The 21687-nt window shown below is 67.5% G+C and carries 23 protein-coding genes and 1 tRNA gene; 8 read left to right on the forward strand and 16 right to left on the reverse strand.

Annotation, left to right across the window (positions count from 1 at the left end; translation table 11 throughout):
• Window positions 1-34: 34 nt before the first annotated feature.
• Entirely contained in the window at window positions 35-1702 is a 1668-nt protein-coding gene (locus H9622_RS07540; RefSeq protein ID WP_191765787.1) for a DUF5671 domain-containing protein, read from the reverse strand.
• Window positions 1699-2160 carry a hypothetical protein gene (locus H9622_RS07545; protein ID WP_191765788.1) on the reverse strand — a complete coding sequence of 154 codons (462 nt, stop codon included), beginning with the start codon at window positions 2158-2160 and terminating at the stop codon, window positions 1699-1701. The genes H9622_RS07540 and H9622_RS07545 overlap by 4 nt, the downstream gene beginning before the upstream one ends.
• 179 nt (window positions 2161-2339) lie before the next feature.
• Here H9622_RS07545 and H9622_RS07550 point away from each other — a divergent pair, with 179 nt between their 5' ends.
• The 4 genes from H9622_RS07550 (at window position 2340) to H9622_RS07565 (ending at window position 6976) form a co-directional block, all read left to right on the forward strand.
• On the forward strand, window positions 2340-3353 hold the full coding sequence (locus H9622_RS07550; protein ID WP_404802857.1) for an AAA family ATPase: 1014 nt from the start codon (window positions 2340-2342) through the stop codon (window positions 3351-3353).
• Window positions 3354-3360: 7 nt separating this feature from the next.
• Window positions 3361-4608 (forward strand): DUF58 domain-containing protein, encoded by a 1248-nt coding sequence (locus tag H9622_RS07555; RefSeq protein WP_191765789.1) that lies wholly within the window; start codon window positions 3361-3363, stop codon window positions 4606-4608.
• Entirely contained in the window at window positions 4595-6865 is a 2271-nt protein-coding gene (locus H9622_RS07560) for a transglutaminase TgpA family protein (protein ID WP_191765790.1), read from the forward strand. Before H9622_RS07555 ends, H9622_RS07560 begins: the two co-directional genes overlap by 14 nt.
• A 26-nt stretch (window positions 6866-6891) precedes the next feature.
• Window positions 6892-6976: transfer RNA gene (locus H9622_RS07565), tRNA-Ser, on the forward strand.
• 397 nt (window positions 6977-7373) lie between these two features.
• Here H9622_RS07565 and H9622_RS07570 read toward each other — a convergent pair.
• Both H9622_RS07570 and H9622_RS07575 read right to left on the reverse strand, forming a co-directional pair.
• On the reverse strand, window positions 7374-8603 hold the full coding sequence (locus H9622_RS07570) for a site-specific integrase (RefSeq protein WP_191765791.1): 1230 nt from the start codon (window positions 8601-8603) through the stop codon (window positions 7374-7376).
• Window positions 8604-8614: 11 nt separating this feature from the next.
• Window positions 8615-9196, reverse strand: a complete 582-nt coding sequence (locus H9622_RS07575) for a helix-turn-helix domain-containing protein (RefSeq protein WP_191765792.1) — start codon at window positions 9194-9196, stop codon at window positions 8615-8617.
• Between the two features lie 94 nt (window positions 9197-9290).
• Here H9622_RS07575 and H9622_RS07580 point away from each other — a divergent pair, with 94 nt between their 5' ends.
• Window positions 9291-9506 carry a helix-turn-helix domain-containing protein gene (locus H9622_RS07580; RefSeq protein WP_318247061.1) on the forward strand — a complete coding sequence of 72 codons (216 nt, stop codon included), beginning with the start codon at window positions 9291-9293 and terminating at the stop codon, window positions 9504-9506.
• A gap of 16 nt (window positions 9507-9522) precedes the next feature.
• Here the strand turns inward: H9622_RS07580 and H9622_RS07585 are convergent, their stop codons facing one another.
• The 8 genes from H9622_RS07585 to H9622_RS07620 all read right to left on the reverse strand — a co-directional run bounded on the left by H9622_RS07585 (window position 9523) and on the right by H9622_RS07620 (window position 16364).
• Window positions 9523-9972, reverse strand: a complete 450-nt coding sequence (locus H9622_RS07585; protein WP_191765793.1) for a hypothetical protein — start codon at window positions 9970-9972, stop codon at window positions 9523-9525.
• Between the two features lie 47 nt (window positions 9973-10019).
• Entirely contained in the window at window positions 10020-11015 is a 996-nt protein-coding gene (locus H9622_RS07590) for a hypothetical protein (RefSeq protein ID WP_191765794.1), read from the reverse strand.
• Window positions 11008-11538, reverse strand: a complete 531-nt coding sequence (locus H9622_RS07595; RefSeq protein ID WP_191765795.1) for an RNA polymerase sigma factor — start codon at window positions 11536-11538, stop codon at window positions 11008-11010. Before H9622_RS07595 ends, H9622_RS07590 begins: the two co-directional genes overlap by 8 nt.
• A gap of 547 nt (window positions 11539-12085) precedes the next feature.
• Complete coding sequence (locus H9622_RS07600; RefSeq protein WP_318247062.1) at window positions 12086-13186, reverse strand: ABC transporter permease; 1101 nt, start codon at window positions 13184-13186, stop codon at window positions 12086-12088.
• Complete coding sequence (locus H9622_RS07605; protein WP_318247063.1) at window positions 13183-13911, reverse strand: ABC transporter ATP-binding protein; 729 nt, start codon at window positions 13909-13911, stop codon at window positions 13183-13185. Before H9622_RS07605 ends, H9622_RS07600 begins: the two co-directional genes overlap by 4 nt.
• A complete protein-coding gene (locus tag H9622_RS07610; RefSeq protein WP_191765796.1) occupies window positions 13908-14957 on the reverse strand; it encodes a peptidoglycan-binding domain-containing protein in 1050 nt (349 codons plus the stop codon). The genes H9622_RS07605 and H9622_RS07610 overlap by 4 nt, the downstream gene beginning before the upstream one ends.
• 183 nt (window positions 14958-15140) lie before the next feature.
• Window positions 15141-15590, reverse strand: coding sequence for a nitrogenase component 1 family protein (locus H9622_RS07615; RefSeq protein WP_191765797.1), 450 nt, complete (start codon window positions 15588-15590; stop codon window positions 15141-15143).
• Between the two features lie 366 nt (window positions 15591-15956).
• The gene (locus H9622_RS07620; protein WP_191765798.1) at window positions 15957-16364 is read right to left on the reverse strand and encodes a helix-turn-helix domain-containing protein; all 408 of its coding nucleotides are present in this window, start codon (window positions 16362-16364) and stop codon (window positions 15957-15959) included.
• A gap of 219 nt (window positions 16365-16583) precedes the next feature.
• On the opposite strand from H9622_RS07620, the gene H9622_RS07625 reads away from it, so the two are divergent.
• Window positions 16584-17447, forward strand: a complete 864-nt coding sequence (locus H9622_RS07625; protein WP_191765799.1) for a hypothetical protein — start codon at window positions 16584-16586, stop codon at window positions 17445-17447.
• Between the two features lie 200 nt (window positions 17448-17647).
• A complete protein-coding gene (locus H9622_RS07630; protein ID WP_191765800.1) occupies window positions 17648-17977 on the forward strand; it encodes a hypothetical protein in 330 nt (109 codons plus the stop codon).
• Window positions 17978-18006: 29 nt separating this feature from the next.
• On the opposite strand, the gene H9622_RS07635 is transcribed toward H9622_RS07630, so the two are convergent.
• Both H9622_RS07635 and H9622_RS07640 read right to left on the reverse strand, forming a co-directional pair.
• The gene (locus H9622_RS07635; protein ID WP_191765801.1) at window positions 18007-18798 is read right to left on the reverse strand and encodes a hypothetical protein; all 792 of its coding nucleotides are present in this window, start codon (window positions 18796-18798) and stop codon (window positions 18007-18009) included.
• On the reverse strand, window positions 18791-19354 hold the full coding sequence (locus tag H9622_RS07640) for an RNA polymerase sigma factor (protein WP_191765802.1): 564 nt from the start codon (window positions 19352-19354) through the stop codon (window positions 18791-18793). Before H9622_RS07640 ends, H9622_RS07635 begins: the two co-directional genes overlap by 8 nt.
• A gap of 162 nt (window positions 19355-19516) precedes the next feature.
• On the opposite strand from H9622_RS07640, the gene H9622_RS07645 reads away from it, so the two are divergent.
• Window positions 19517-19783: a hypothetical protein gene (locus H9622_RS07645; RefSeq protein WP_191765803.1), complete on the forward strand. Its 267-nt coding sequence runs from the start codon at window positions 19517-19519 to the stop codon at window positions 19781-19783.
• Window positions 19784-19792: 9 nt separating this feature from the next.
• Here the strand turns inward: H9622_RS07645 and H9622_RS07650 are convergent, their stop codons facing one another.
• The gene (locus H9622_RS07650; RefSeq protein WP_191765804.1) at window positions 19793-20665 is read right to left on the reverse strand and encodes a DUF3037 domain-containing protein; all 873 of its coding nucleotides are present in this window, start codon (window positions 20663-20665) and stop codon (window positions 19793-19795) included.
• On the reverse strand, window positions 20662-21330 hold the full coding sequence (locus H9622_RS07655; RefSeq protein WP_191765805.1) for a hypothetical protein: 669 nt from the start codon (window positions 21328-21330) through the stop codon (window positions 20662-20664). The genes H9622_RS07650 and H9622_RS07655 overlap by 4 nt, the downstream gene beginning before the upstream one ends.
• Window positions 21331-21687 lie beyond the last annotated feature (357 nt).

The raw sequence follows: 21687 nt of genomic DNA on the forward strand, positions 1-21687 counted from the left end.
GGTCGCGCGGCGGGGCGTGACCGGGACCGCCCTGTCAGCCGGCGAGTGGGATCACCCGCACTCCCCCATCAGGCTCCGCGACGACCAGCGCGCGCGGCGCGGAGACGCCCTCGAGAGCCGCCGGGAGGCGCGCAACCCAGGCGTCGTCGACCGGTCCGGCTCCGTCGGTCGCCTGCCAGAGGACGACGGATGCCGCCGTCGCGGCCTTGACCCGCTCGGCGATGTCTGCGGGGGCCGTGGCTGCGACGAGCACGATGCGGCCGACCCTGCGGGGCCGCTCGGGCGCCGCCTCCTGAGCGAGGGCGCGGTCGCGTCGCCAGACGGCGAAGTGGTACGCGAATACGATCCCCGTGGCCGCGAGGAGACCGACCGGCCCGCGGATCCGCTCGATGAGTCCGCCGGCGCCGCCGGGGTCGAGCACGAACTCGAAGATGCGGTAGCCGATGATGAGCAGCGTCACGATGGCGGTGATCGCGCTGGCCCCGAACACCGCGACGAGGTACACCCGCCGCGCCGTCGACGCGGCGTCTTCGACCGGCACTGCCCGCCCGGGCCGCCAGGCGATCCACCACACCGGCAGGCCGATCACGAGCGCGCTGAGACCGCCGAGCAGAAGAGTGCGTGCGTTATCGCCCGCCAGCGTCGGCGTCAGCGCAGCCAGAAGCGCGTTAACGACGACGCCGAATCCGCTCGCCGCCCCGATGAGCGCGACGGCCGACACCACGAGTCGGGCGCCGCGGCGCGTCGCGTCGGTGCGCTCGGCGACCACCCGGGCGTGGATCACCCAGACGATGCCGCCGACGAGCGCGGCGGCGATCGCGCGGTCCAGCGGCTCGATCGCCTCGGCGGCGGGTGCCGTGTCGAACACCAGGCGCAGCAGCACGAAGAGCACGGTGCCGATCGCGAACAGCGTCGCCGCGGCGGCCGCGCCCACCACGATCACCAGCGCGACACCGGCGAACGCGCCGGACGCAGACCGCGCACCCTCGCGCCGCCAGTGCCACCACCACACCAGCCCGCCGAGAGCTGTCCACACGAGCGACTGGAGCAGCGGAACCCACCACTGCTGCGAGCTCGCCAGCGGCACCGCCACGACGGCGAGCGCTTCGCCGACGAGGGCGGCCAGCGCCGCGATCGCACCGGTCGCGAAGACGCCGACGCCATACACCCAGCCGAGGATCGCGCTGAGGCCGGGCAGGCGCGCCGGCGACAGCCGCTCGCTGCGCCGCAGCGAGCGGTGCCAGAACCACACGCCCGCCCACACCACGCCGGTCGCGAGGTCACCCGGGCGCCACCGCCCCTCGATGCCCGCCGCGGCGGCGGAGCCGAGGGCGACCGTTGCGGTGACGAGGGCGGTCGTCGACATCGCCGCGAGGTAGAGCGACCACGCGAGCGACGCACGGTCATCCGAATCGAGCAGCCGGCGCCGTTCCCACCACCACAGCAGGCCGGCCAGCGGGACGCCGATGAAGGTGAAGGCCAGCGACTGCGCAAGGGCGGCGGTGCCGCCGGCCAGGGTGATGGTGCCGCCGATCGCGCGCTCGAGCAGGCCGCTCAGCCCGATCGCGGCGATGACGACGAGCGCGAACAGGATGAGGAAGACGAGGACCCTGCGGACGACCCCCTGCGCGCGGCCCGATGCGGTCGGCGCGCCGGGCGCGGCGGGCGCGGAGGGCGCGCTGGACGCACCCGGCGCGCTCACAGGCCGGCTCCGCTCTGATCGCACACCGTGAGCTCCCACGGGGTGGTCGCGATCAGCCATCGACCGCCGACCTGCTCGAGCTGGAAGACGCCGTCGCTCTCGTACTCGTCGGGGCCGAGCGGGCCCGATCCGTATACCGTCGCGATGACCACCTCGACGCGCGCGGAGTCGCCGTTCACCGTCGTCTCGGTGAGCGTGACGCGGTGATCGCCGTCGCCCCCGCCGGTGCGGCGGCAGTCCTCGGCGATCTCGGGGATGAGCAGCTCGATCGCCGCCGGCGTGTCGCCCTCGATCACCGCCTGGCTGTACTGCTGCACGACGCCCTCAGGGCTCTCCGGGTCGAGGGTCGCGGTTCCGCCGCGGGTGAAGACCGCGATCAGCGCGATCACGATCACCAGGGCGACACCCGCGAGCAGGGCGATCAGCACACCGCGAGTGCGCTTGTCGTGGTCCGTCATGGCCACATCATGGCACCGGGGCGGCACGGGTCACAGCAGGAGGACGACCCGCGCGCCCAGCGTTCTCCCAGCGGCGGCCATACCGCTCCCATTTCCCCGCGGTTAGGATCGGTCGCGGGGGCGAGGATGCCCGCACCACCACCCGACACGCTCGTCCCAGGGCGCGACAGGAGTCTGCGATGGTCGATACCGCGATGACGGAGCAGGCGCGTGCGCGCGGGACCCTGAGGGCAGAGGACTTCGCCCGCACGACCGACGCGATCCTCGGCGGCGTCGGCAGCGTGATCGACGGCAAGCCGGAAGCGGTGCGCAGCGCGCTGGTATGCCTCCTGGCCGAAGGGCACCTCCTCATCGAGGACGTCCCGGGCGTCGGCAAGACCATGCTCGCGCGGGCCCTGGCCGCGTCGGTCGACGCGACGGTGCGCCGCATCCAGTTCACCCCCGATCTGCTGCCCGGCGACGTGACCGGTGTGAGCGTGTTCAACCCCGTCGAGCGGGAGTTCGAGTTCAAGCAGGGTGCGATCTTCGCGAACATCGTCATCGCCGACGAGATCAACCGGTCGTCCCCCAAGACGCAGTCCGCGCTGCTCGAGGCCATGGAGGAGCGCCAGGTGACCGTCGACGGTCGCACGCACTACGTGCCCGAGCCGTTCCTCGTCGTGGCGACGCAGAACCCGCTCGAGATGGAAGGCACGTACGCGCTTCCCGAGGCCCAGCGCGATCGCTTCATGATGCGCATCTCGATGGGCTACCCCGACGAGCGGTCCGAGGCGCTCATGCTGCGTCAGCGTGACACGCTGAACCCCCTCGACCAGCTGTCGGCGGTCGTCTCGGCCGAACAGGTGACGGAGCTCATCTCGTGGGCACGCGCGGTGCACGTCGCTCCGCCCATCGAGGACTACGCGGTCGCCCTGGCGCACGCGACACGCACCCATTCCGACCTGCGGCTCGGCGCGAGCCCCCGGGCGACCCTGCAGCTCGTGCGGGCCGCCAAGGTCTGGGCGGCCCTCGACGGACGCGGGTTCGTCATCCCCGACGACATCACGGCACTGCTCGCGCCGGTGTTCGCGCACCGTCTCATCCCGACCCGCTCGGCCGGCGGCGCGCGTGCGCGCGGCGCCGCCGACGCCATCACGACGATTCTGGAGCGCATCGCCTCGAGCGTGCGCGTCCCCATCGCGCCGCGTCAGTGAGTCCGCGATGAGACGCCTGTGGCCGCTGACGGTGCGAGGCACCGGAGCGCTCATCCTGGCGATCACGTGCTTCGTGATGGCGAACGAGTTCGGCATCGCGGAGCTCATGTACTTCGGCATCCTGCTGCTGGCGGTGGCCGGTGCGAGCATCGCGTCGCTCTACCTCACCCGGCGCACCGACGTCGTGACACGCTCGTTCACGCCGGACGTCGTGACCGTCGGCCGCACGTCGACGGTCGCCGTGCGCGTGGGTGTGCGCACCGCGGTGCCCACCCCGCCCGGCACGTGGCACGACGCGCTTCCGAAGGGCCTGCGCGGCCGCTCGGAGGGCGTGTTCCCCGCACTCGGATCGGGACTGCGCGGCGCCGAGCGAGTGGTCGACCTGTCGTACACGGTGACCGGCGTGAAGCGCGGTGTGCACTCCATCGGACCGCTCTCGGTGCGCTCGACCGATCCGTTCGGACTGGCGCGGCGCCGCACGCTGTTCGGCGAGCGCACGTCGGTGACGGTGGCCCCCGCGCTGATCGACCTGCCGCCGCTGACCGACTTCGCCGGCGAGACCGGCGGCACGCTGCACACCACCACGAACCAGCTGGGCCAGGGCGCCGACAACCTCGTCGCCCGGCCGTACATCCCGGGTGACTCGATGCGCCGCATCCACTGGCGCGCGACCGCCCACCGCGACGAGCTCATGGTGCGGCAGGAGGAGCAGGAGTCCACGCCCGAGGCGAGCGTCGTCCTCGACCGGGGCGTGCTGCGCTGGGCGGCTGAGGCGATGCAGGCGCCGGGCACCGACCCCGGGTTCGAGATGGCGGTGTCGGCGTGCGTGTCGGCCGTGGCGCGCCTGGTGCACGACGGCTACGCGGTCGAGGTGCTCGACTCCGACGGCACCGTCCTGGCCGAGCGGATCGACGGCGGTGACATGGTCGAGGTCGAGGCGCTCCTCAGCCACTTCGCGACACTCACGGCCCGCCGCGACGACAGCCTCGCGCGCCTCACGCGGCTGTTCGCCGGCGTCATGACCGGACCCGTCATCCTCATCGTGGGGCGGTTCGATCCGTCCGACGCCGACGCGATCGCACCGGTCGCGCACCACAGCACGCTGCCGATGGTGCTCGCGGTCGGACCGCTCGGCGACGCGCTCGACCGGGCCGCCGACCACGGGTGGCGGGTCGCTGCGATCGACCCGGACGGCGATCTCGCCGCGGCGTGGGGCAACGCGGTCGGACGAGGAGTGAGCCATGTCGTCCTCTGACGACTCCTCGCGCACGCGGCGCGGCGGCGAGTGGCTGCTGACCCTCGCTCTGCTGGTGGCGCTGCTCGCCGCGCTCATGCCGGTCATCGGCGTCGTCAAGCCTGGCGGCTGGCTGCTCGGCTCGGTCGTCATCGCGACGCTCGTGCTCGCCGCCGGATACGGCGCGCGGCGTCTCCGGCTGCCGGCCGTCGCCGTGAGCCTCATCGAGGCGGCCGTCTGGGTGGCCATGATGACGGCCGTCTTCTTTCGCGACACGGCCCTGCTGTGGGTCATCCCGACCCCCGAGACCATCCGCGCGGTGCCGCCGCTGTTCGAGGACGCGATGGACGAGATCATCCTCGGCGCCGCACCGCTCGAAGACACCGTCCCGCTCGCCTTCCTCATCGTCGGCTCCATGGGTCTGCTCACGATCATCGTCGATCATGTCGTTCTCACCGCGCGGATGCCGCTGCTGGCGTCGATCGGGATCGTCGCGGTCTCGCTCATCCCGGCGATCGCGGTGCCGCGCGAGGTCGATGTCGTCGCCTTCGTGTTCCTGGCCGTCGCGATCCTCTTCCTCATCCGGGTCGAGACACGCTCGCGCGAGCGTCCGCTCGAACGCGACGCCGAACGCACCGCCGGTGTGCCGGCGACGGCGCTCGGCATCGGTGCGATCGCGGTCGTTGTGGCCGTCGTCGCGACGCCGCTCCTGCCCCAGCCCCTGATGCGCGCGGGCACCGGCCTCGGCGGCGGCCCCGGGATCGACGCGACGCTGCAGCTCGGCGACGACCTCCGCCGGCCGGAGCAGATCGAAGTGCTGCGCGTGCGCTCGAACGCACCGTCACCGCCGTACCTGCGGGCGACGACACTGTCGCGGTTCGAGGGCGGCGTGTGGGAGCCGGACCGCGTGCGCACCGTGCCTCTCGACAGCGAGTTCGGCCTGGGCTCGGTGAGCATCGCCGAAGACGTGCGGCTGGCGGAGTACACGACCGACGTCGAGGTGATGAGCCTCGCCTCGGTGTGGCTGCCGGTCCCCTACCCGGCGGTCGAGGTGACCGGTCTCGACGGACGCTGGGCCGCCGTCCCCTACAACCGCACCGTCATCTCGCAATCGGGCACGACGCAGGGCCAGGCGTACACGGTCGTCTCGAACCAGGCGCGCCCGACGCTCGAGCAGATCCGCTCGTACAACGCGGGCGGGCCCGAGCTTCGCGACGAGACCACCCAGGTCCCGCCCGAGACACCGGAGATCGTCACCGAGCTCGCCGCCGAGGTGACCGCAGGCGCCACGAACGACTACGACCGCCTCATCGCGATGCAGCGCTGGTTCCGCGGCGGCGAGTTCCGCTACTCGCTCGAGGCGCCCGTCGAGGAGGGCTTCGACGGCAGCGGCGCGGAAGCGGTCGCCGAGTTCCTCGAGCGACGACAGGGCTACTGCATCCACTTCGCATCGGCGTTCGCGCTCATGGCGCGCACGCTTCACATGCCGACGCGCATCGTGATCGGGTACCTGCCCGGCGTCTCGACCACGGACTCGGTCGACGACCAGGTCGTCTACTCGGTGTCGAGCTCGCTCCTGCACGCGTGGCCGGAGGTGTACTTCGACAACGCGGGGTGGATCCCCTTCGAGCCCACCGCAGGACTCGGCGTGCCGACATCCTTCTCCCCCGCCGCGTCGCTGCCGGGTGAGACCGACGACCCGAATTCCGCCACCCCCGGCGCGACCCCCTCGCCCACCCCCAGCTCCGAGCAGGGACCGAACGGTCCTCTCGACCCGCGCGATGAAGCCCTGCCCGGCACTCCGCTCGGCACGACGAACCCGCTGCCGATGCTCGGCGTCGTGCTGCTGATCCTGTTCGTGCTCGCCCTGCCCTTCCTGGCGCGCGAACTCCGGCGCCGGCAGCTCACGCTCGCCGCACGGGGCGGCGACGCCGCAGCGGCGTGGCTCATCGTGCAGGATGCCGCGATCGACGCCGGCATCGCCGTGCCGGCCAGCGAGACCCCGCGCGCGTTCGCGCAGCGGCTCATCGATCAGCACGGAGCCCCCGCCGACGACATGTACACGCTGGTGGTCGCAATCGAGCGGGCCTCGTACGCGCCCGCCGGTGGGCGGGACTACTGGATGGGAGATGCGGCGATGGATGCTGCGACCGCCGTGCGCGCGCAGCTGCTGGCGGCGGCGCCTCCGGCGCGTCGCATCCTGGCCGTCATCGCCCCGCGATCGCTCATCGTGCGGCCGGGAAGCGTGTACGCGGGAGGCGCTCCCGCGACCAGGTAGGATGTCCTGTGGCCCTCCGGGGCCGTGGAGGATTCGCCTAGTGGCCTATGGCGCACGCTTGGAAAGCGTGTTGAGTGAAAGCTCTCAGGGGTTCGAATCCCCTATCCTCCGCCGCTCCGATCCCAGTGTTTTCAAGGGATTTTTCGTCCGTCCAGGTCGCGTGACACACCTACTGGCACAGTTAAGGCCGATTTCGACCCCCTCAGAGGCCTGATTTTCCGCGGTTCTCGGTGCGTGTGGAACTGGCCTGTTGCGACGTGGCTGGCTCATGTCATTCGTGGGGCTAGCGGTTTTCGGACACGCATTTGCGGCGTCTCTCGTGTCGCCCGAGGGTGTACCGGCTGTTCTCCGCCGCGAGAGTTTAGCGACCGCGCGAGGCTACGTCCCGGGCTTTCGACGGCATATCCTCGGCGCTTCGCGCCTCCGGTATTCCACGGTCCCGGGACTCCGCCACGCCCGATCGCTGATTCGCTGAGATCGGAGAAGCGCCGTGTCTGAGAGTTCCGGACTAACTCGTCGTGAGCGCGTCGGCCCGGACGGGAGCCAGCAGCTCCCCCACGAGATCCGCGGCGCCGCGCTGCAGAGTGCGCACCGCATGCGAGTACGTGTTGAGGGTCGTTTGGATGTCGGCGTGCCCGAGGCGCTCGGAGACGATCTTCGGGTGGACACCGGCGCGCAGAAGCAGCGTCGCATGGGTGTGCCGGAGCTCATGGAGGTGGAGCCGGTCGAGATCGGGATGCGCGTCCGCGGCCTTGTTCACCCGCTCGCGCCACTGCCGCGAGAACTGCGTCGGGTTGTGCGGCCGGCCGAATCGGTTACAGAAAATCAACTGCTCGCCACGCGCAAGGTCGGGCGCGACCGCCCGCAGCAGATCCCGCTTCGTCCGCAGCGCGTGCGCCAGCCGAGCGTCGATGTCGACGTTCCGCACACGGCCGCTCTTGGTCTGGCGGAAGTCGATGACCGGCTTCTTGCCGGCTTCCTTCACGTACGACATCGCGCGCGCGATCGTGATCACGTTGTTCTCGAGGTCGACGTCCTTCCATCGCACGCCAAGGATCTCGCCGCGGCGCATGCCGGTGCCGAGCAGCGTCAGCCACGCCAGCCAGAGGTAGTCGCCAGTGGACTTGGACCACTCGAGGAAGAGTCGCGCATCCTCGGCCGACCAGGTCATCATCTCGGGCGGCGCCGCGTCGATCTTGGTGGGAGGCGATGCCCGCTTGGCGGGATTCAGCCGGATGAGACCATCCTCGAGTGCGTGCTGCAGGATCTGCGACAGCAGCACGTGAATGTGCCGGATGGTCGCCGGCCCCAGCGGCTCACCGATGTGTCCGCGGTCCTTTCGCCCGTCGCGCTCAAGCTGCCGATAGAACCGGTTGAGCTGATCTTTCGAGATGTCGCTCAGCGGCGTGCGCCCTAGCGACGAGCTCTCGACATGGACGCGGTAGTGCTTGCGGTAGCCGGCGAGCGTCGTCGGACGCACCCGCAGCCCGTCGAAATACTTCGCCGAGTAGGCGTTCAGCGTCTCGCGAGTCTCCTCGACATGAGCACCCCGGCGGATGTCGACCTGGAGGTCAGCCAGCGTCTCGCGCGCCAGCCGCTCGGTTTCAAAGCCACGACGGAAGCGGCGCACGTACTCGCCGTCCGGGCGGACGATCCAGTAAGCGATCCGGTACCGGATCTCACCCGAGGGCGTCGTGTACGGCGAGAGTGTGCCCTCGTGGTTCACCCGTCGAGCCATGATGCTTCTCCTCAGCTGATCGACGGCCCCGTCGGCCCCGGTGCGCCGACGACCGGTCCAGTGGCATCAGCCCTCGGCAGCCTGATGCCTTCCGCGAGCCCATCGACGCGCGCGCGATTCATAAGCCGAGTCGCGGTGCTCTGGCTCACGCTCAAATTGTCGGCGACAGTCTTCAACGGCGCCATGCTCACCGCCGCCGCGAGACGGTAGATGGTCGCCGCGTCGGCGATGGTCTCTTCCGTCGTCCGCTCTTTCCGGTCGCGCATGCGCTTAAGGTACGCCGCACCTGACTCGGGGTGGTCCGTGCCGGCCAAGACTGTGGAAACCATCAAGCCGGTCGCCTGCACGGCGGCTTGTACGCGCACTTCGCGAAGAGTGAGGCTCGTGACTTCGTCGCCCTCCGCCTTTCGCTGGACACTGACCAGCGCGGCGGCGCTCCGCCCGAGGCGGCGATCGAAGGTCACCTCAACACGAATCGCGCCAGGGACGTCAGGCTCCCCCGTGAGGATCGCGGTCCACGCTCGCGGAATGCTGACACCGTTGCCCACCTCGACCCGGTCGTTAGAGATGTCGGCTGTCGTGAGCTTCACCATGAAGGCAGTATCTCAGGCGGCCAAACGATGGACAAGGTATGTCATGACACATTCATGACACGTATGGCTCAGCCGCGTGCTACGATGTGGGCGCGTGCTGACATCCGTGGCTCAGCGATTGGACAGGAAGATGAACCGGTCAGATACTTCGCTCGCACTCACATTCAAGGATGCTGCGACCCTCGTCGGCGTCGACTATCGCACCATCAAAGCCGGCGTCGACCGAGGGACCATTCCCAGCGTCCAGCTCGGCCCACGCCGGATGATCCCTCGGGCAGCGTTGCTGCGGATCTTCGGCGTCGAAGCCTGATTACACAGCGCCGGAATCATCCAGGGTCCCCGATGAAGGCGACACCCGCTCGCCCGCTGTCGTCGCAGGCCTCGATGCCCTCGACGTCCATGTCGTAGTAGGCCGCATTCGTACGGGCAAGCTTGACCTCGTCACCAAAGGCAACTTCAAAGCCGTCTGGCGTGACGAGGCCCTCGTCCGTGACTACCGTGTCGTCGTCGAGAATGACCAGTTTCTGCGTCTCATCCGGGAACTCGACATAGAGACAGTCGCCCTGCCCGATTGTCACAGTGCCTTCATAGTAGATATCAGGCGAGTCGCTCTTACCTTCAGCGCGCAGGAAGGTGATGCTTCCGGATCTCTCCACGGAAAGGAGACCCCCGTCCAGTACCTGGCAGGCCACCAGGAGAATACCGAAGGCTCCGATGACCGCGGTGAAGATGAGGCGTCGTGGCTTCGTGTTCGACCAGTGACGACCGTCACGCACAGGAGGCCTAGCGCCGTCGTGAGGGCGCCGACGGGGCCGGGTGCGTTTCATTCTTCGTCCTTCCACAGGGTGTAGGAAACAACTGTGCCTTCTGGCACCTCGAGGGAGTTGTCGTCTGACGTGACGCTGTTCTCGAGTCCAACGATGCGTCCAGTCGAGGCTGAGACGAGGAGCACAGCAGCCTGCCCAAGTCGGCTCGTCGGCGCCTCCAACCCGACCACTTCCCTGCCAGCACGGTCGATAGTAGTTCCGAGGATTGTGATGTCGTCGTACTCGGACAGACCACGGAGCAGAGCAGAGTGCTGGGCGTTCGTCAGCGTCCACTCGTTCAGAACCGCATGCATTGCGAGAAACGCATCGCCGGCGAGTGACCTGTCGGGCGCGAACGCGGCGAGCAAGTCGTCGAGAGCGGCCGGTTCGAGGCTGGCGGCGTCCGGAATCTGCGCGGGGAACTCGCCAGGCGCGAACGTGCGCTCGTCGAGGACCGTTCCAGCCTCGATCGCCTCGTCGGTGGCGACGACGGCGACATCGCTGCCGTCTGCGAAAAATGGCTCGCCGGCAACGACCTTCAACCAACCGGACAGGTCTTCTGCCCATTCGAGCTCGGTCACCGAAGGCGAAATGACCACCGTGCGGTCGGCTTGCCCGTCCTCCGCGATCGTCAGATTCCATGCAGTGCTTACGGCCTGCCGCAGTGGTTCGGTGACACTCGTCTGCTGTTCAAGGCGTCCCTGGGCCAAGTGAATCGCCTCCTCTGCGCTGCCGCTTGTGGGCTGGTATTCGAGCGGCGGCGGCCCGAACGCGGCGGCGGGCGCTGGGGCGAATGGCTGGAAGACGGATATGACGACGACAAAGATGGCCAGCACCGCTGCGAGCGGTGCCGTGACCATGAGCGTGAGCCGGGCAGGCGAGAGCATTCGCCCGACTGGCTCAGCGACGATGCGTTCGAGGATCGCGCGATGAGTTGCGCTCAACCCCACATCCGTTGGCGTGCTCGCTGGACTGCTCCCTCGAAGGAGGCGCTCGAGTTCATCATCATTCATGGCTGCCTGCCTTCACCGGCTCGGAGAGAGCTGCCCGAAGTTGCGCCCGCGCTCGGTGCAGCCTCGTCCAGATGGCGCCTTCCTTCATCCTCAGGACCAGGGCCACTTCTCCGGCGGTCAAGCCGTCCCAGTACGTGAGTCGAACAATCTGAAGGTCCTTCTCGCTCAGCTTCGCCATCGCGTCGTATAGGGCCAGGCGGTCGAGGTCACTGACGCCCGTCCCAGACACCGCGGCCAGCAACGACAAGGTGGCCATCACCCGTGCACCGCGGTACTCCCGCCGCTGAAAGTCCCGGGTCTTGTGCATCGCGGTCCGAATGAGCCACGGGAGCCCGAAGGGCTCCTCTGGGTCGAGCTTCTGCCAGGCCACACGAAACACCTCGGCCGCGATGTCCTCGGCTACGGCACGATTGGAGGTCTGCCCCTCTACATACCGGACGACCCGTGAAAAGTGAGATGCAAACAGTTCACGAAACACTGCGTCTCGGAACAGGTGCTCCTCGAAAGGTGTCTTCCTGTTCACAGTTGCTCCGGACGTGCAGCGAGGGTCGGTCCGACCACAGTAGCCGCGTGCATCGACGCGCCCGCCGCTTATCCACACGTCGTAAGGAAGTGGCTCCGGCGGCAACATTAGGGGAGGCATCGCTCTTCCAGATCCGGCGGCGACCCGTTGGGCTGGCAGTGGAAGACGCTGCCGGCTCACACGCAGTTGCTGGGTCATATGTCTCGACAGTGCTTGCACAGCGGCCAGTTGTTCATCGACCGCTTGTTGCGGTCTGGGATCTGCTGGCCGCTCGGGCAATCATCGTGGACGTGGTGAACATCGGGGTCCGTGGAGCTGATTGAGTGGTAAGCCGAGACGCGCATTGCGCACTCCTTCGGGTGCTGGCGGCCACGCGTCGTCAATCGGTAGTCGCTTCAAGCCTGGGATTCCTTACAACAGGGCTTCACAGAACCGGCAGCAACCAACGCGTGCAGATCGGCGCTGCGCGGTTGTCAAGCATGGGTCTGGCCGCGGGGCAGCCGCCTCAACTCAGGCCTCGGTTGGACATCGAGGACCCGTGGCGCTGCTATGGCACGCGCAGCTCGCGGATGGGTTCGCGTCGGCTCGCGACGATCGCCGGGATGAGCGCCGCGACCAGGGCGGTGCACAGGGCGAGTACGGCGAGGGCGGCGGTGAACGCGACACCGGGGAGCGGGTCGCCCGAGGCGAAGAGGATGATTGCGCTCGCGGCCGTGCCGACGGTGATACCCGCCAGGGCGAGAACCGCGGTCTGAGTTACGAGGAGGGCGACGATCAGTCCGCGGGTGGCACCGAGCGCGCGGCGGCGGCCGTAGTCCTTGCGGCGCATCATCACGAGGCCGTAGAGCAGGACCGCCACGAGGGCTCCCGTGAGGGCGAGGAGTCCGAGCACCAGGCCCCGCGAGAAGCTGCCGAGCTGACCCTGGATGAGGGCACGCAGCTGGGCGAGGGCTTCGCTGGTCTCGACTGTGATCTTGCTCGGGTCGGCGGGGGCGAGCACGGAGAGCACGGCATCGCTGACGGGGGCGACGAGGTCTGGACGCTCGGCGATCACGACGAGTACGCCGACGGGCTCGTCGCCGGTCGCGTCCGGGCGGGGAACGAGTGTGAGCGGCTGCAATGCCGCGAGGAAGTCGGGGCTGTCCAGCGCGCCGGCCACGGCGAAGTCTGCGCCGGTGGTGAGGATGAGCGCGCCGGTGTCGTCGGCGAGTCCGAGCTGGTCCAGGGCGGCCGGCGCGGCGTAGGCGAGCTCGCCCGGCAGCGGCGAGTCCGCGGGGACACCGAGCCGCTCGAAGTCGGTGCCATACGCGAAGCGCACTGGGACGCGGGTGCCGTCGTCGATGAGGGTGTTGGTCGCGTCGATCGCGGTGGAGAACGCTCCCGCCCATTCGATGCCGTCGATGTGCGCGATCCGCTCGAGGACGTCGCTCGTGACGCCTGCGGCCTCTTCGGCGCGGATAGTGATCGATCGGGTGCCGGCCGAGTCGATCGAGCCGAGCACCTCCTGTTCGGCGCCGACGGTGCGGCCGGTGGTGAGCATGACGGCGAGGATCATGCCCGCGACCATCAGCACAGTGAGTGCCGAGGCGACCGGCTGCGACCTGGCGGTCGCGATCGCCTCCCGGATCAGCTCACCGGGGCGCGTCACAGTCGGATCTCTGCGTCGCACGCAGCGGCGACCTCGGGCGAGTGGGTGACGACGATCACGGCGGCGCCGGTGCGGGCATGGTCGCGCATCGCTTCGACGACGAGAACGGATGTCGCGGGGTCGAGGTTTCCCGTGGGTTCGTCTGCAAGCAGCACGGCGGGAGCATTCAGCAACGCTCGGCAGAGTGCGATGCGCTGCGCCTGTCCGCCGGACACCTGGCCGGGTTTGCGGTCGGGCGGCACGTCGACGCCGAACCGGTCGAGGAGCTCGCGAGCCCGGGCTCGCGCGTCGCGCTTAGCCTCGCCGCGGTACAGCGCGGTCTCGGTCACGTTGTCGATCACCGTGCGGGTCTGGTCGAGTGCGGCGTCTTGAAACACGAACCCGAAGCGGCTCGCTCGCAGTCGCGCGCGTTGGGCGTCGCGCATCCCGGCCACGGAATCGCCGTCGACCAGGATCTCCCCCGAGGCGGGATGCAACATCAGACCGAGCAGATAGAGCAGCGTCGACTTGCCTCGCCCGGACGGCCCGGTCAGCGCGGTCATCGATCCCGCCGGGAACTCCGCCGACCAGCCATCGAGCACGCGCGTGCCGGGGATGTACTCGAACACGACATCGCGCGCCTCCAGCCTCGGAGCGCCTCGATCCCCGGCCCACTCCGCAAGCGTCTCCGCCCGGCCGTCGAACGAGCGCAGCGAGACGAAACGCTCGTCGGCGACTCCACTCACCCCGCGCCGCCTTCGACCGCCGGGACGCGCACGCGAGTACCTTCCTCGACGCCCTCGACGACCGACATGCCTCTGGCCGAGGTGACCACCGTCACAGGCAAGCGTGCGCCGGCTTCGTCGACCACGGCGACCTGGCCCGCGGCGTCCGTCACCAGCGCCGCCGAGGGGACGACGAGCCCGTCGGCGGTGGGGACCGTGACGATGACGGACGACAGCAACGCCTCGCCCGTCACCGGAACGAGCCCGCACGAGTCGCCGCAGATCACTCCGCCGTCGGGACCCGCGAGCCCCACCGTGATCGTCTGCGTCTCGGCGTCGGCCACCTGGTCGGTTGACACGGCTTCCCAGACCGACCCGTCGGGAGAGGTGACCTGTACTTGGGTGCCTGTCGGGATCATCCCTGCTTGAACTTCAGTGACGGGCAAGATGAACGTGGGTGCGGAGGGGAGCCCGAGAAGAACCTCTTCGCCGCCCGACACGCTCTTTCCTCGCGCGATCACCTTCGAGTCGAGTGAGACCCGCGTGGGCAACGACGGCACGAAGATCACGTCGCCGAGCTCGGCGATGCCGGTCTGCGGCACACCCAGCGACTTCTGCCAGGCCTTGATCGCCTGCACGGTTCCCGCTCCCGCCTTGCCGTCCGGGGCACCCGCGTATAGACCCAAGGACTGCAGCATCCCCTGCAACTGAGCGACATCAGCGCCCTGCGCATCGAGCCCGATCGCCCGGAACGCCGGCACCTCTCCCTCCGCAACGACGACCGCGCGAAGATCCACGGTGTAGAGGACCGAGCCCTGCGACACCTCATCGCCGGGCTGCACCGCGACTCCGGTGACCACTCCTGCGGCCTGGTTAGTTCCGACCGGCGTTGGTGTCCACTCTGCGACGGTGTTCAGGTTGATGCTCGACCCCACAGTTCCCGGCTCGACCCTGACGTACGTGAAGTCGGTGGCCTCGAGCGGGTCGTCGGCGGGCCGCAGCACCGTTGCCGCGGCCCACCCGGCTGCTCCCACCACGACTGCCGCGAGCACAATCGCGATGACCATTGGCCACCACCGGCGACGCCCTCTGGTGGCGGGCGCGGTCTCATCTGCGGTTGCGGGCGCTTCAGACATGTGCACCATCGCTCTCATCACGTTCCGGGCGTCGGTGGTGGAACGAATGCCTGGACGCCATGAACCGAGAGTAAGCGAACGCTGGCACGGAGATCACTGCCGTCAGCACCAGACTCAATCCCTCAGATCATCGGGCGACTGCGGGCAGGCAACGGACACTTCGTCATATCTGGGGCCGCTGAGCGTTCCGAGCACGGTGAACGGACCCCACATGTCTGGAGACTCGTACGTTTCCAAGAACACCGCGAGCGTCGGCGCCAGCGGCGGGTTCAGGCCGAAGGACTGCAGGCAGGGCACGGACTCAACGACCCAGAACTCGTAGAGTCGCGAGAGCTGGGCCTCCGTGAGGGGCTGCGAGTACTTCTCCGGGAAGGGGTAGGACGCCCCGCACACGAATTGGGCCACGGCCAACGCCTCCTGCTGCGCCGCAGGAACACCAGGGTTCTCGATCCCTCCGTCTGCGCGAACAACGGTCTGGAATCCCTGCTCGTCCAGGCATCCGGCGATTACCGACGCCCAGTCTTCCGGCTCAATCTCCCGCACCTTCGTCGTGTCGGGACGCACTGCGTTTAGGAAAGACGGCGATCACTTGGGCCCATCGTTCATCGAGCATCTGGTCGTAGCCGCTCTCCGCGGTGGACAGCGGTGAATCCGAGGCGGATGCGGTCCCCGTTGGTTGCGGGCCTGGGGTACATCCGAGAATCGCGACAGCCATCGCCACCGCGAGCAACCCGGCGGCGCTCCTCCGGGCTCCTGTGTGCCGCGGCGATCGTGCTCCTCGTTTCCGACTGTTGCGCTCCGTGGTCGCGCACGCCAAGCAAGGCGAGCTTTTTTGATACGGCATTGGGCCCGAGCTGTGCAGCGGCGGGATGCCTCGACCTGCCGTTCGACTTCCTCGGCGCACTCCTACATCCTCACTCTGCCGTACCATCACGATCGGCAGTCAGACTCGATCAGTCGTGCCATCTTGGCGCGAAACTGCGACGGCGAGCATCGGAACCGCCGCCGCAAGTGTCGCCTCAGGGAGTCGCAATCGGAGAAACCTGATCTGAGGGCGACCTCGGGCAACGGCAACCGATAGTCCTCTGCGAGCCATGAGCACGCCGCGCTGATGCGGGCTTCGGCGATCGCCTGCGCGACTCCGACCCCGCACGTCCGGAAAGCCCGATAGAGCTGTCGGCGCGACACATGCAGTCGCCCGGCGAGCGTGTCGGGCGAGAGCTGGGGATCGGCGTAGTCATGCTCGATCACCCGCGTCGCTTCGATGAGGAGGGCGCTCAGTGGAGACGACGCATCCGCCGGGCGGACCGAAACCAGGCGTTCAGAGGTATTGGTCATGGTTCCCTCTCGCGGAGCCCGATCGGAGGCCCTCACCAGGAAGTCGCCGCTGCCACCGGATCCTTACAACGCAACCAATTGCAAGTGGCCGCTGACCCGACGGGACGCGATGAGCCTCTTCCTGGCTGAGCAGAATCCGGCAATCTATGCCCGATCCTCGAGACGAGTTGACGGCCTTTCGTCGCAGCGCTCACAATCTTCCGCGAGGAGATGGCAAATGTGGCCAGTGCCGTCCGACAAGGAAAAGGAGCAACCCATGCGCAATCGATCGAACGGCTCCGGGACCACCAGAAGGGGACTTCTGGTGGCGGCTGCCGCTTGCGGCGGCTCCTACCAACGGACGGGCGCCATCGGCTACTTCGCTTCCTGCTACTGCCCGGGTGGCGTTTCGTGCGGGTCTTAAGAGATGCGGGCATCGAGACTGCATGCCTGGCATTGCTCGCCATCGCACTTCTCACGGGGTGCAGCAGCGACGGCGAATCGCCACAGCCGGGCGAAACAGCGGCTGCAATTCCCGACGACTGGGAGGTCACGCCCGCGCAAGTCGAACGGCTGTATGACGCGAAACTGACGAATCTCGAGCAGATCTACAGTCTCGACCATCCAGTGGAAGCCCGGTTCGTTCGCTACGTGACGGCCACTGAGATCGCGCGGGTGATCTCCGCCTGCGCCGGCGAGGCCGGGTTCTCGGTGCAGCCGAACGATCAGGGTGGAGTATCCATCGACCCTGCCCCGGCCGGCCAGGAGAGTGCCCTGAACGAGGCGCTCGCGCGGTGCGAGGCGATGTATCCGCTCGACCCTCGTTTCAACATGCAACTCCCGCGCTTGCGAGCCGAGGCACAGTACCGGTTCCTCACCGAAACGGTCGCAGCCTGCGTGCAAGAACAGGGCTACTCGTTATCGCACCCACCCTCACTGCAGGTTTGGCTCGACGACTACTATTCGACCGGCTCCGCGTGGGATCCCTTCGCGCTAGCCGCCGAGCAAATGCTTCCTGACGACGGAGCGGAGCCGCTCAACGAGTTGTATCGGAATTGTCCGACGATAAGCGATGAAGTGTACCCGCCTATGGATCTGGGATGACTGTCGTCGGCGCGTAGCGGGCCGAGGGATCCCTTCGCGCCGAGTACCACTGTCATCGCGAAGTCCTCGGGTCCGACACCATGGGACGAGCGGGCGATAGAAACGGCGACGGATGATACGAACAGCAATGCACGTAGGCACTTTGCAGTGGCGAGTCCGAAAGCCTTGAACGGACTGGAACCGCGTGACAACCTCGTTACATGGTCCGCGGACGCAGGAATGCCAAACGAGAAGCCGCAGAGACGCGACACGCTGAAGCCGTCCAGGCCGAGCGGAAGGCGGAGATCGAGGCTGCACGTCGACTCGCTGAGAAAAGCCGTCTGGCGCTGCGATGGCGGACGGACCGCAGCGCGCTCGATCGGCTCAGCACGCTGTCCCGCGAGCTGGACCGCCTCCATCGGGAAGAGTTGAAGTTGCTCCTCGAACGAGATCTTCTCGTCGCGCGGCTTCGCGACTCGGGGCACAGCTGGAACGCGCTCAGCGCCCGCACACGGCTGAGCCGGCAAGCCCTGATGAAGCGCCTTGTATGAACCAGCTTGGCAACGCGCCATCTACGCAGTTACGGGCGTGAGCTCTGCCAGGCTTCGTCAATCAGCGCAAATTCGAGGGCGTAGCAACGCCCCTCAATTCCCGACTGCACGGACGCTCCACTCGTGACGTAACTGATCACCCTCTGAGTGGCATCGATGACGTCGACAGGGTGTCCGCCGTCTGCCATGCAGGTCGCGTAACGCTCGAAGCCCGCCCGGTACTCCGCATCCGTGACGTCACCGTCGGCTACCGCAGCGCTCTGCTCAGGCGAAGCCGCGGGAGGCTCGACCGGGGCGGACCACGAAACCCACAACATGTAGCTACCTGAGCCCGACACACTCACGCGGTGAGGCCCTTGCCCGGTGATCGGCTCTCCGCCGCCCGACCCACCCCCGGTGCCTTCGCAGTAATTTGTGCTGATCGCCCTTCCGTTCAGGCTGATCACCTCGACACCGGCACCGAGGCATCGGAAGGCAACGAACAGTTCAGTTGCACCCTCCGGCGCCGTGCCAACCTCAAGGGTCATCGGACCTATCGCGTGTTCGACGAGGAACGGATCACCAAGAAGCTGTGTGTCTCCCGGCACAGTCGCCGCGATTTGATCCACCGACGGGGGGAGGTGCGTGACTGACCCGGCTCGCGAGTCGTCTGAAAGCGCGACTGCGGCCGATGTAGCAGCACCTGCCAGTACGCCGGCGAGGGCGAAGACTGCGAGACCAGCAATCGAACGCGGGCGTCGACGAACCAGCGGCGCCGATTCTGCGAGCGCGACGAACATCCGTCGCTGCGCTTCGTCTCGAGTAGTCAGTGCATCAGGCATTGTTCACACCTTCCGATCGGAGTCCGATTGGACGCAGGTCAGGCGCCTCGTCTCTTAGGCGTGCCCGCGCGCGGGACAAACGAGCACGCGCTGAGGATGCACGCACGCCGAGGAGCCTTGCGGCATCGTCTGCGGACAGGTCCTCGAGGATGCACAGCGTGATGATCTCTTGGTCGCGCAATGAAAGACGACGCATCGCACGGAACATGTCGCCGTCGCCGATGAGGTCCGCAGGATCGACGGATGATACCTGTGCAGGAATGCGAGCGAGCGCGGCGCGGTACCGCTTTTCAGACCGCGCCAGATTCAGACAGGTGTAGGTCGCGGTTCTCAGCAGCCACGGGAGCATGGAGCCGTCGACGAATCGGATGCTGTCGCGGCGACGCCAAGCCTCGAGGAACGTTATAGACACGACATCCTCCGCCTCACTCGGGGAAGGCGCCAGGCCGCGCGCATGCCGCCGAATCCGTTCGCGATGGCGGTCGAACACGCGTCCGAACGCCTCACCCTCGCCGGCTACCGCGCGAGCCCAGTCCTGCTCATCAGAGTCGGTCACACTATGTAGTGTCCGCGACGATGAAAAACGCTGCGTGTTACGCCACGGGCTCTTCGAACTCGCGAACGACGGCTACCGTGTGCAGGATAGTCAGCCGGCTGTCCGCTCCCCGAGGCGAGATCGTGTCGATCAAAAGACGATGGCCGATAGAGTCGCGATGCGATGGACACACAGCAGCGCGACCGACGGCGGCTACTAACCGCCATTCTGTTTGCAGCAGAGCACCCTGCCGACGTCCTCGCGGTGTGTGGCGCCGTCGGCGGGGACGACGTGGCGGCTGTCGCCGCCATCGCCGATGCGTTTGGATTCGATGAAGTGCAAGCGCGCGCAATTCTCGACTTACAGGTACGGCGGTTCACCCCACGGTCGATCGACGAGATCCGACATGAGCTCGCCGAACTCGACGGCGCACAACCAAGTGGCGGGTGATCGCCGCGACTAGGCAGAAACCAGCTCGCGAGCCTCGCGCGCGATCACGTCGAGCTGTGAACTTGGAACGGCGTGTACATCGAGCGCGCTCCAGGCCTCAAGCGCAGCGGCAAAAACGTCGTCCCGACGGGCGTCGGGACGTCCCGCAGGCTCCTGGAATGCCACAGCAATCGCTACGTCAGAATCTGCGGAAAGCGGATGAGTGCCGGCGCCAATTGCCGCCCCGTCTTGTCGCAGTCTGCTCACGATGAAGTTCCAAGACTGCATTTCTTGTTCGAGCGCATCCGTGTCGCGCACATCGAAGGCGAACGCATGCGACAGCTGATCAACGCCCCCATCGACCACCGCAAAGTCGAATCGACCTCGCTGACGCCCGACGCGCGCTGGAGGCCGTCGAATGAGGGTGCTTCCTACCTCGAAGTTCCCGGTCCGAACGAATAGCTCGGCCATGTCTGTCACCAATCGCGCCCGCGTACGCGAGCGGTGCAGCGGCGCCGGCGTCGCAACGAGCACCGGATACAGGAAGTCGACACCTTCCCGCGCAGAACGCGCCTCCACCGGAGCGGCAGCACTGACCTGAAGCACATTGTTGAACCGGTGGGAAAGCAGCTCCAGCCAGGACCGACTCACTCGGATATCGCGGGTCGCGAAGAGATCGAGCGGCGGGTGTTCATAGTCATGGATTGATCGCTCAAGCCGCTCGAGCCATGGGCGCAATGCGCTGGCATCGCCTCCCAATCGACTGGCTCGCCGCAGATCAGGAGCGACGCGAATGGCCCAATCTCCCCCGTCCCGTCCGACGACGACGGCCACATTAACCCGTTCGCCACGCGCGACATCAGGCACATACCGGACTAGCCAGTAAAGATATGCCGCGTTCATGTCGGGGTCCCTGTTCTTCGATCGCCCGACGTCGGCTCTGCTCGCTTCCGGAGGCGCTCAGCGACCGGCCTGCGACGGGAGTACAGAAACCACGCCATCGCTTCGAGGTCCCTGTCGTCGGTCCCCCATTCTACCGGCACCGCCGACATGACGGTTAGAAGCTGTTCGGGGCTCAGCTGATTGATGACATCAGCGACCTCCACAAGCCGGTCGAGATTGATACCTGCAGGCAGTCGCGGAATCGTACTGTCGGTGTCGATCAACCGTTCCAGGATGGTCTCGTCCCAATCGCCTTCACCGGTGGTAAACCACAGTCCGTGATCGTATGACCACACCGAGTATGCGGCGCTAGTTTCATACAGCCATTGAGGATCTTCGCCTACACATAAATCCCACAGCCCAGCCATCGCGGCTTGACGACGCGCGTTGTCGTCTCGCTTCGTGTAGCGAAGTTCATCGTCGTCGACCGCTCCCGTCACGTGGTGCGACGCGTGAGCGACCAACGGGCCGCTCACGCCTCTCACCGGAAAGTCCGCCCACGCGCACACCGCTGGAGGCACGACGACGAGAACGCGCTCTCGCACTGGGGCGCCGAGCAGCTCTCCGACCTCACCGACGATGACCTCGTTGGTGAGAACTTGGTTGCCCTGGTGATTTCCCGGCACCTTGACCCAGTACTGTCGACCGTCGTCAGCTAACCCCAGAAATGCTCCTGCTCCTGACGAGAGCGCACGCGCTCGCGGAGCGCGGATTGTGATCGTCGGTGTCGGCCTGGGACGATTGGCGAGTCGACCCGCCACGCGCGCAGGTCGAGCCACCGGTCGGTCATGCCCCGAGCGTATCGATGAGCAACGCGGACTCGCGTGATTTCGAGACCCACCGCACCCGTTCGTGGCACAGTTAAGGCACATTTACTGAGATCAGCCCGCGTAATTGCTTGCATCTTCAGGCAGGGGGATGCTGGTGTGCCACGAGAGCGGCCTGGCGAAAACCGCGGAATCACGCGGTAAAACGGCCCATTC

The sequence above is a fragment of the Microbacterium gallinarum genome, from assembly GCF_014837165.1.
GTDB classification, from domain to species: Bacteria; Actinomycetota; Actinomycetes; order Actinomycetales; family Microbacteriaceae; genus Microbacterium; species Microbacterium gallinarum.

Bases quoted from the DNA above. Each gene is read 5' to 3' on its own strand.
- H9622_RS07610 (WP_191765796.1), bottom strand. From the start codon at position 14,957: ATGGTCATCGCGATTGTGCTCGCGGCAGTCGTGGTGGGAGCAGCCGGG.
- H9622_RS07630 (WP_191765800.1), top strand. From the start codon at position 17,648: ATGGTCCGCGGACGCAGGAATGCCAAACGAGAAGCCGCAGAGACGCGA.
- H9622_RS07550 (WP_404802857.1), top strand. From the start codon at position 2,340: ATGGTCGATACCGCGATGACGGAGCAGGCGCGTGCGCGCGGGACCCTG.
- H9622_RS07545 (WP_191765788.1), bottom strand. From the start codon at position 2,160: ATGACGGACCACGACAAGCGCACTCGCGGTGTGCTGATCGCCCTGCTC.
- H9622_RS07560 (WP_191765790.1), top strand. From the start codon at position 4,595: ATGTCGTCCTCTGACGACTCCTCGCGCACGCGGCGCGGCGGCGAGTGG.
- H9622_RS07575 (WP_191765792.1), bottom strand. From the start codon at position 9,196: ATGGTGAAGCTCACGACAGCCGACATCTCTAACGACCGGGTCGAGGTG.
- H9622_RS07620 (WP_191765798.1), bottom strand. From the start codon at position 16,364: ATGACCAATACCTCTGAACGCCTGGTTTCGGTCCGCCCGGCGGATGCG.
- H9622_RS07590 (WP_191765794.1), bottom strand. From the start codon at position 11,015: ATGAATGATGATGAACTCGAGCGCCTCCTTCGAGGGAGCAGTCCAGCG.
- H9622_RS07650 (WP_191765804.1), bottom strand. From the start codon at position 20,665: ATGAACGCGGCATATCTTTACTGGCTAGTCCGGTATGTGCCTGATGTC.
- H9622_RS07635 (WP_191765801.1), bottom strand. From the start codon at position 18,798: ATGCCTGATGCACTGACTACTCGAGACGAAGCGCAGCGACGGATGTTC.
- H9622_RS07645 (WP_191765803.1), top strand. From the start codon at position 19,517: ATGGACACACAGCAGCGCGACCGACGGCGGCTACTAACCGCCATTCTG.
- H9622_RS07555 (WP_191765789.1), top strand. From the start codon at position 3,361: ATGAGACGCCTGTGGCCGCTGACGGTGCGAGGCACCGGAGCGCTCATC.
- H9622_RS07570 (WP_191765791.1), bottom strand. From the start codon at position 8,603: ATGGCTCGACGGGTGAACCACGAGGGCACACTCTCGCCGTACACGACG.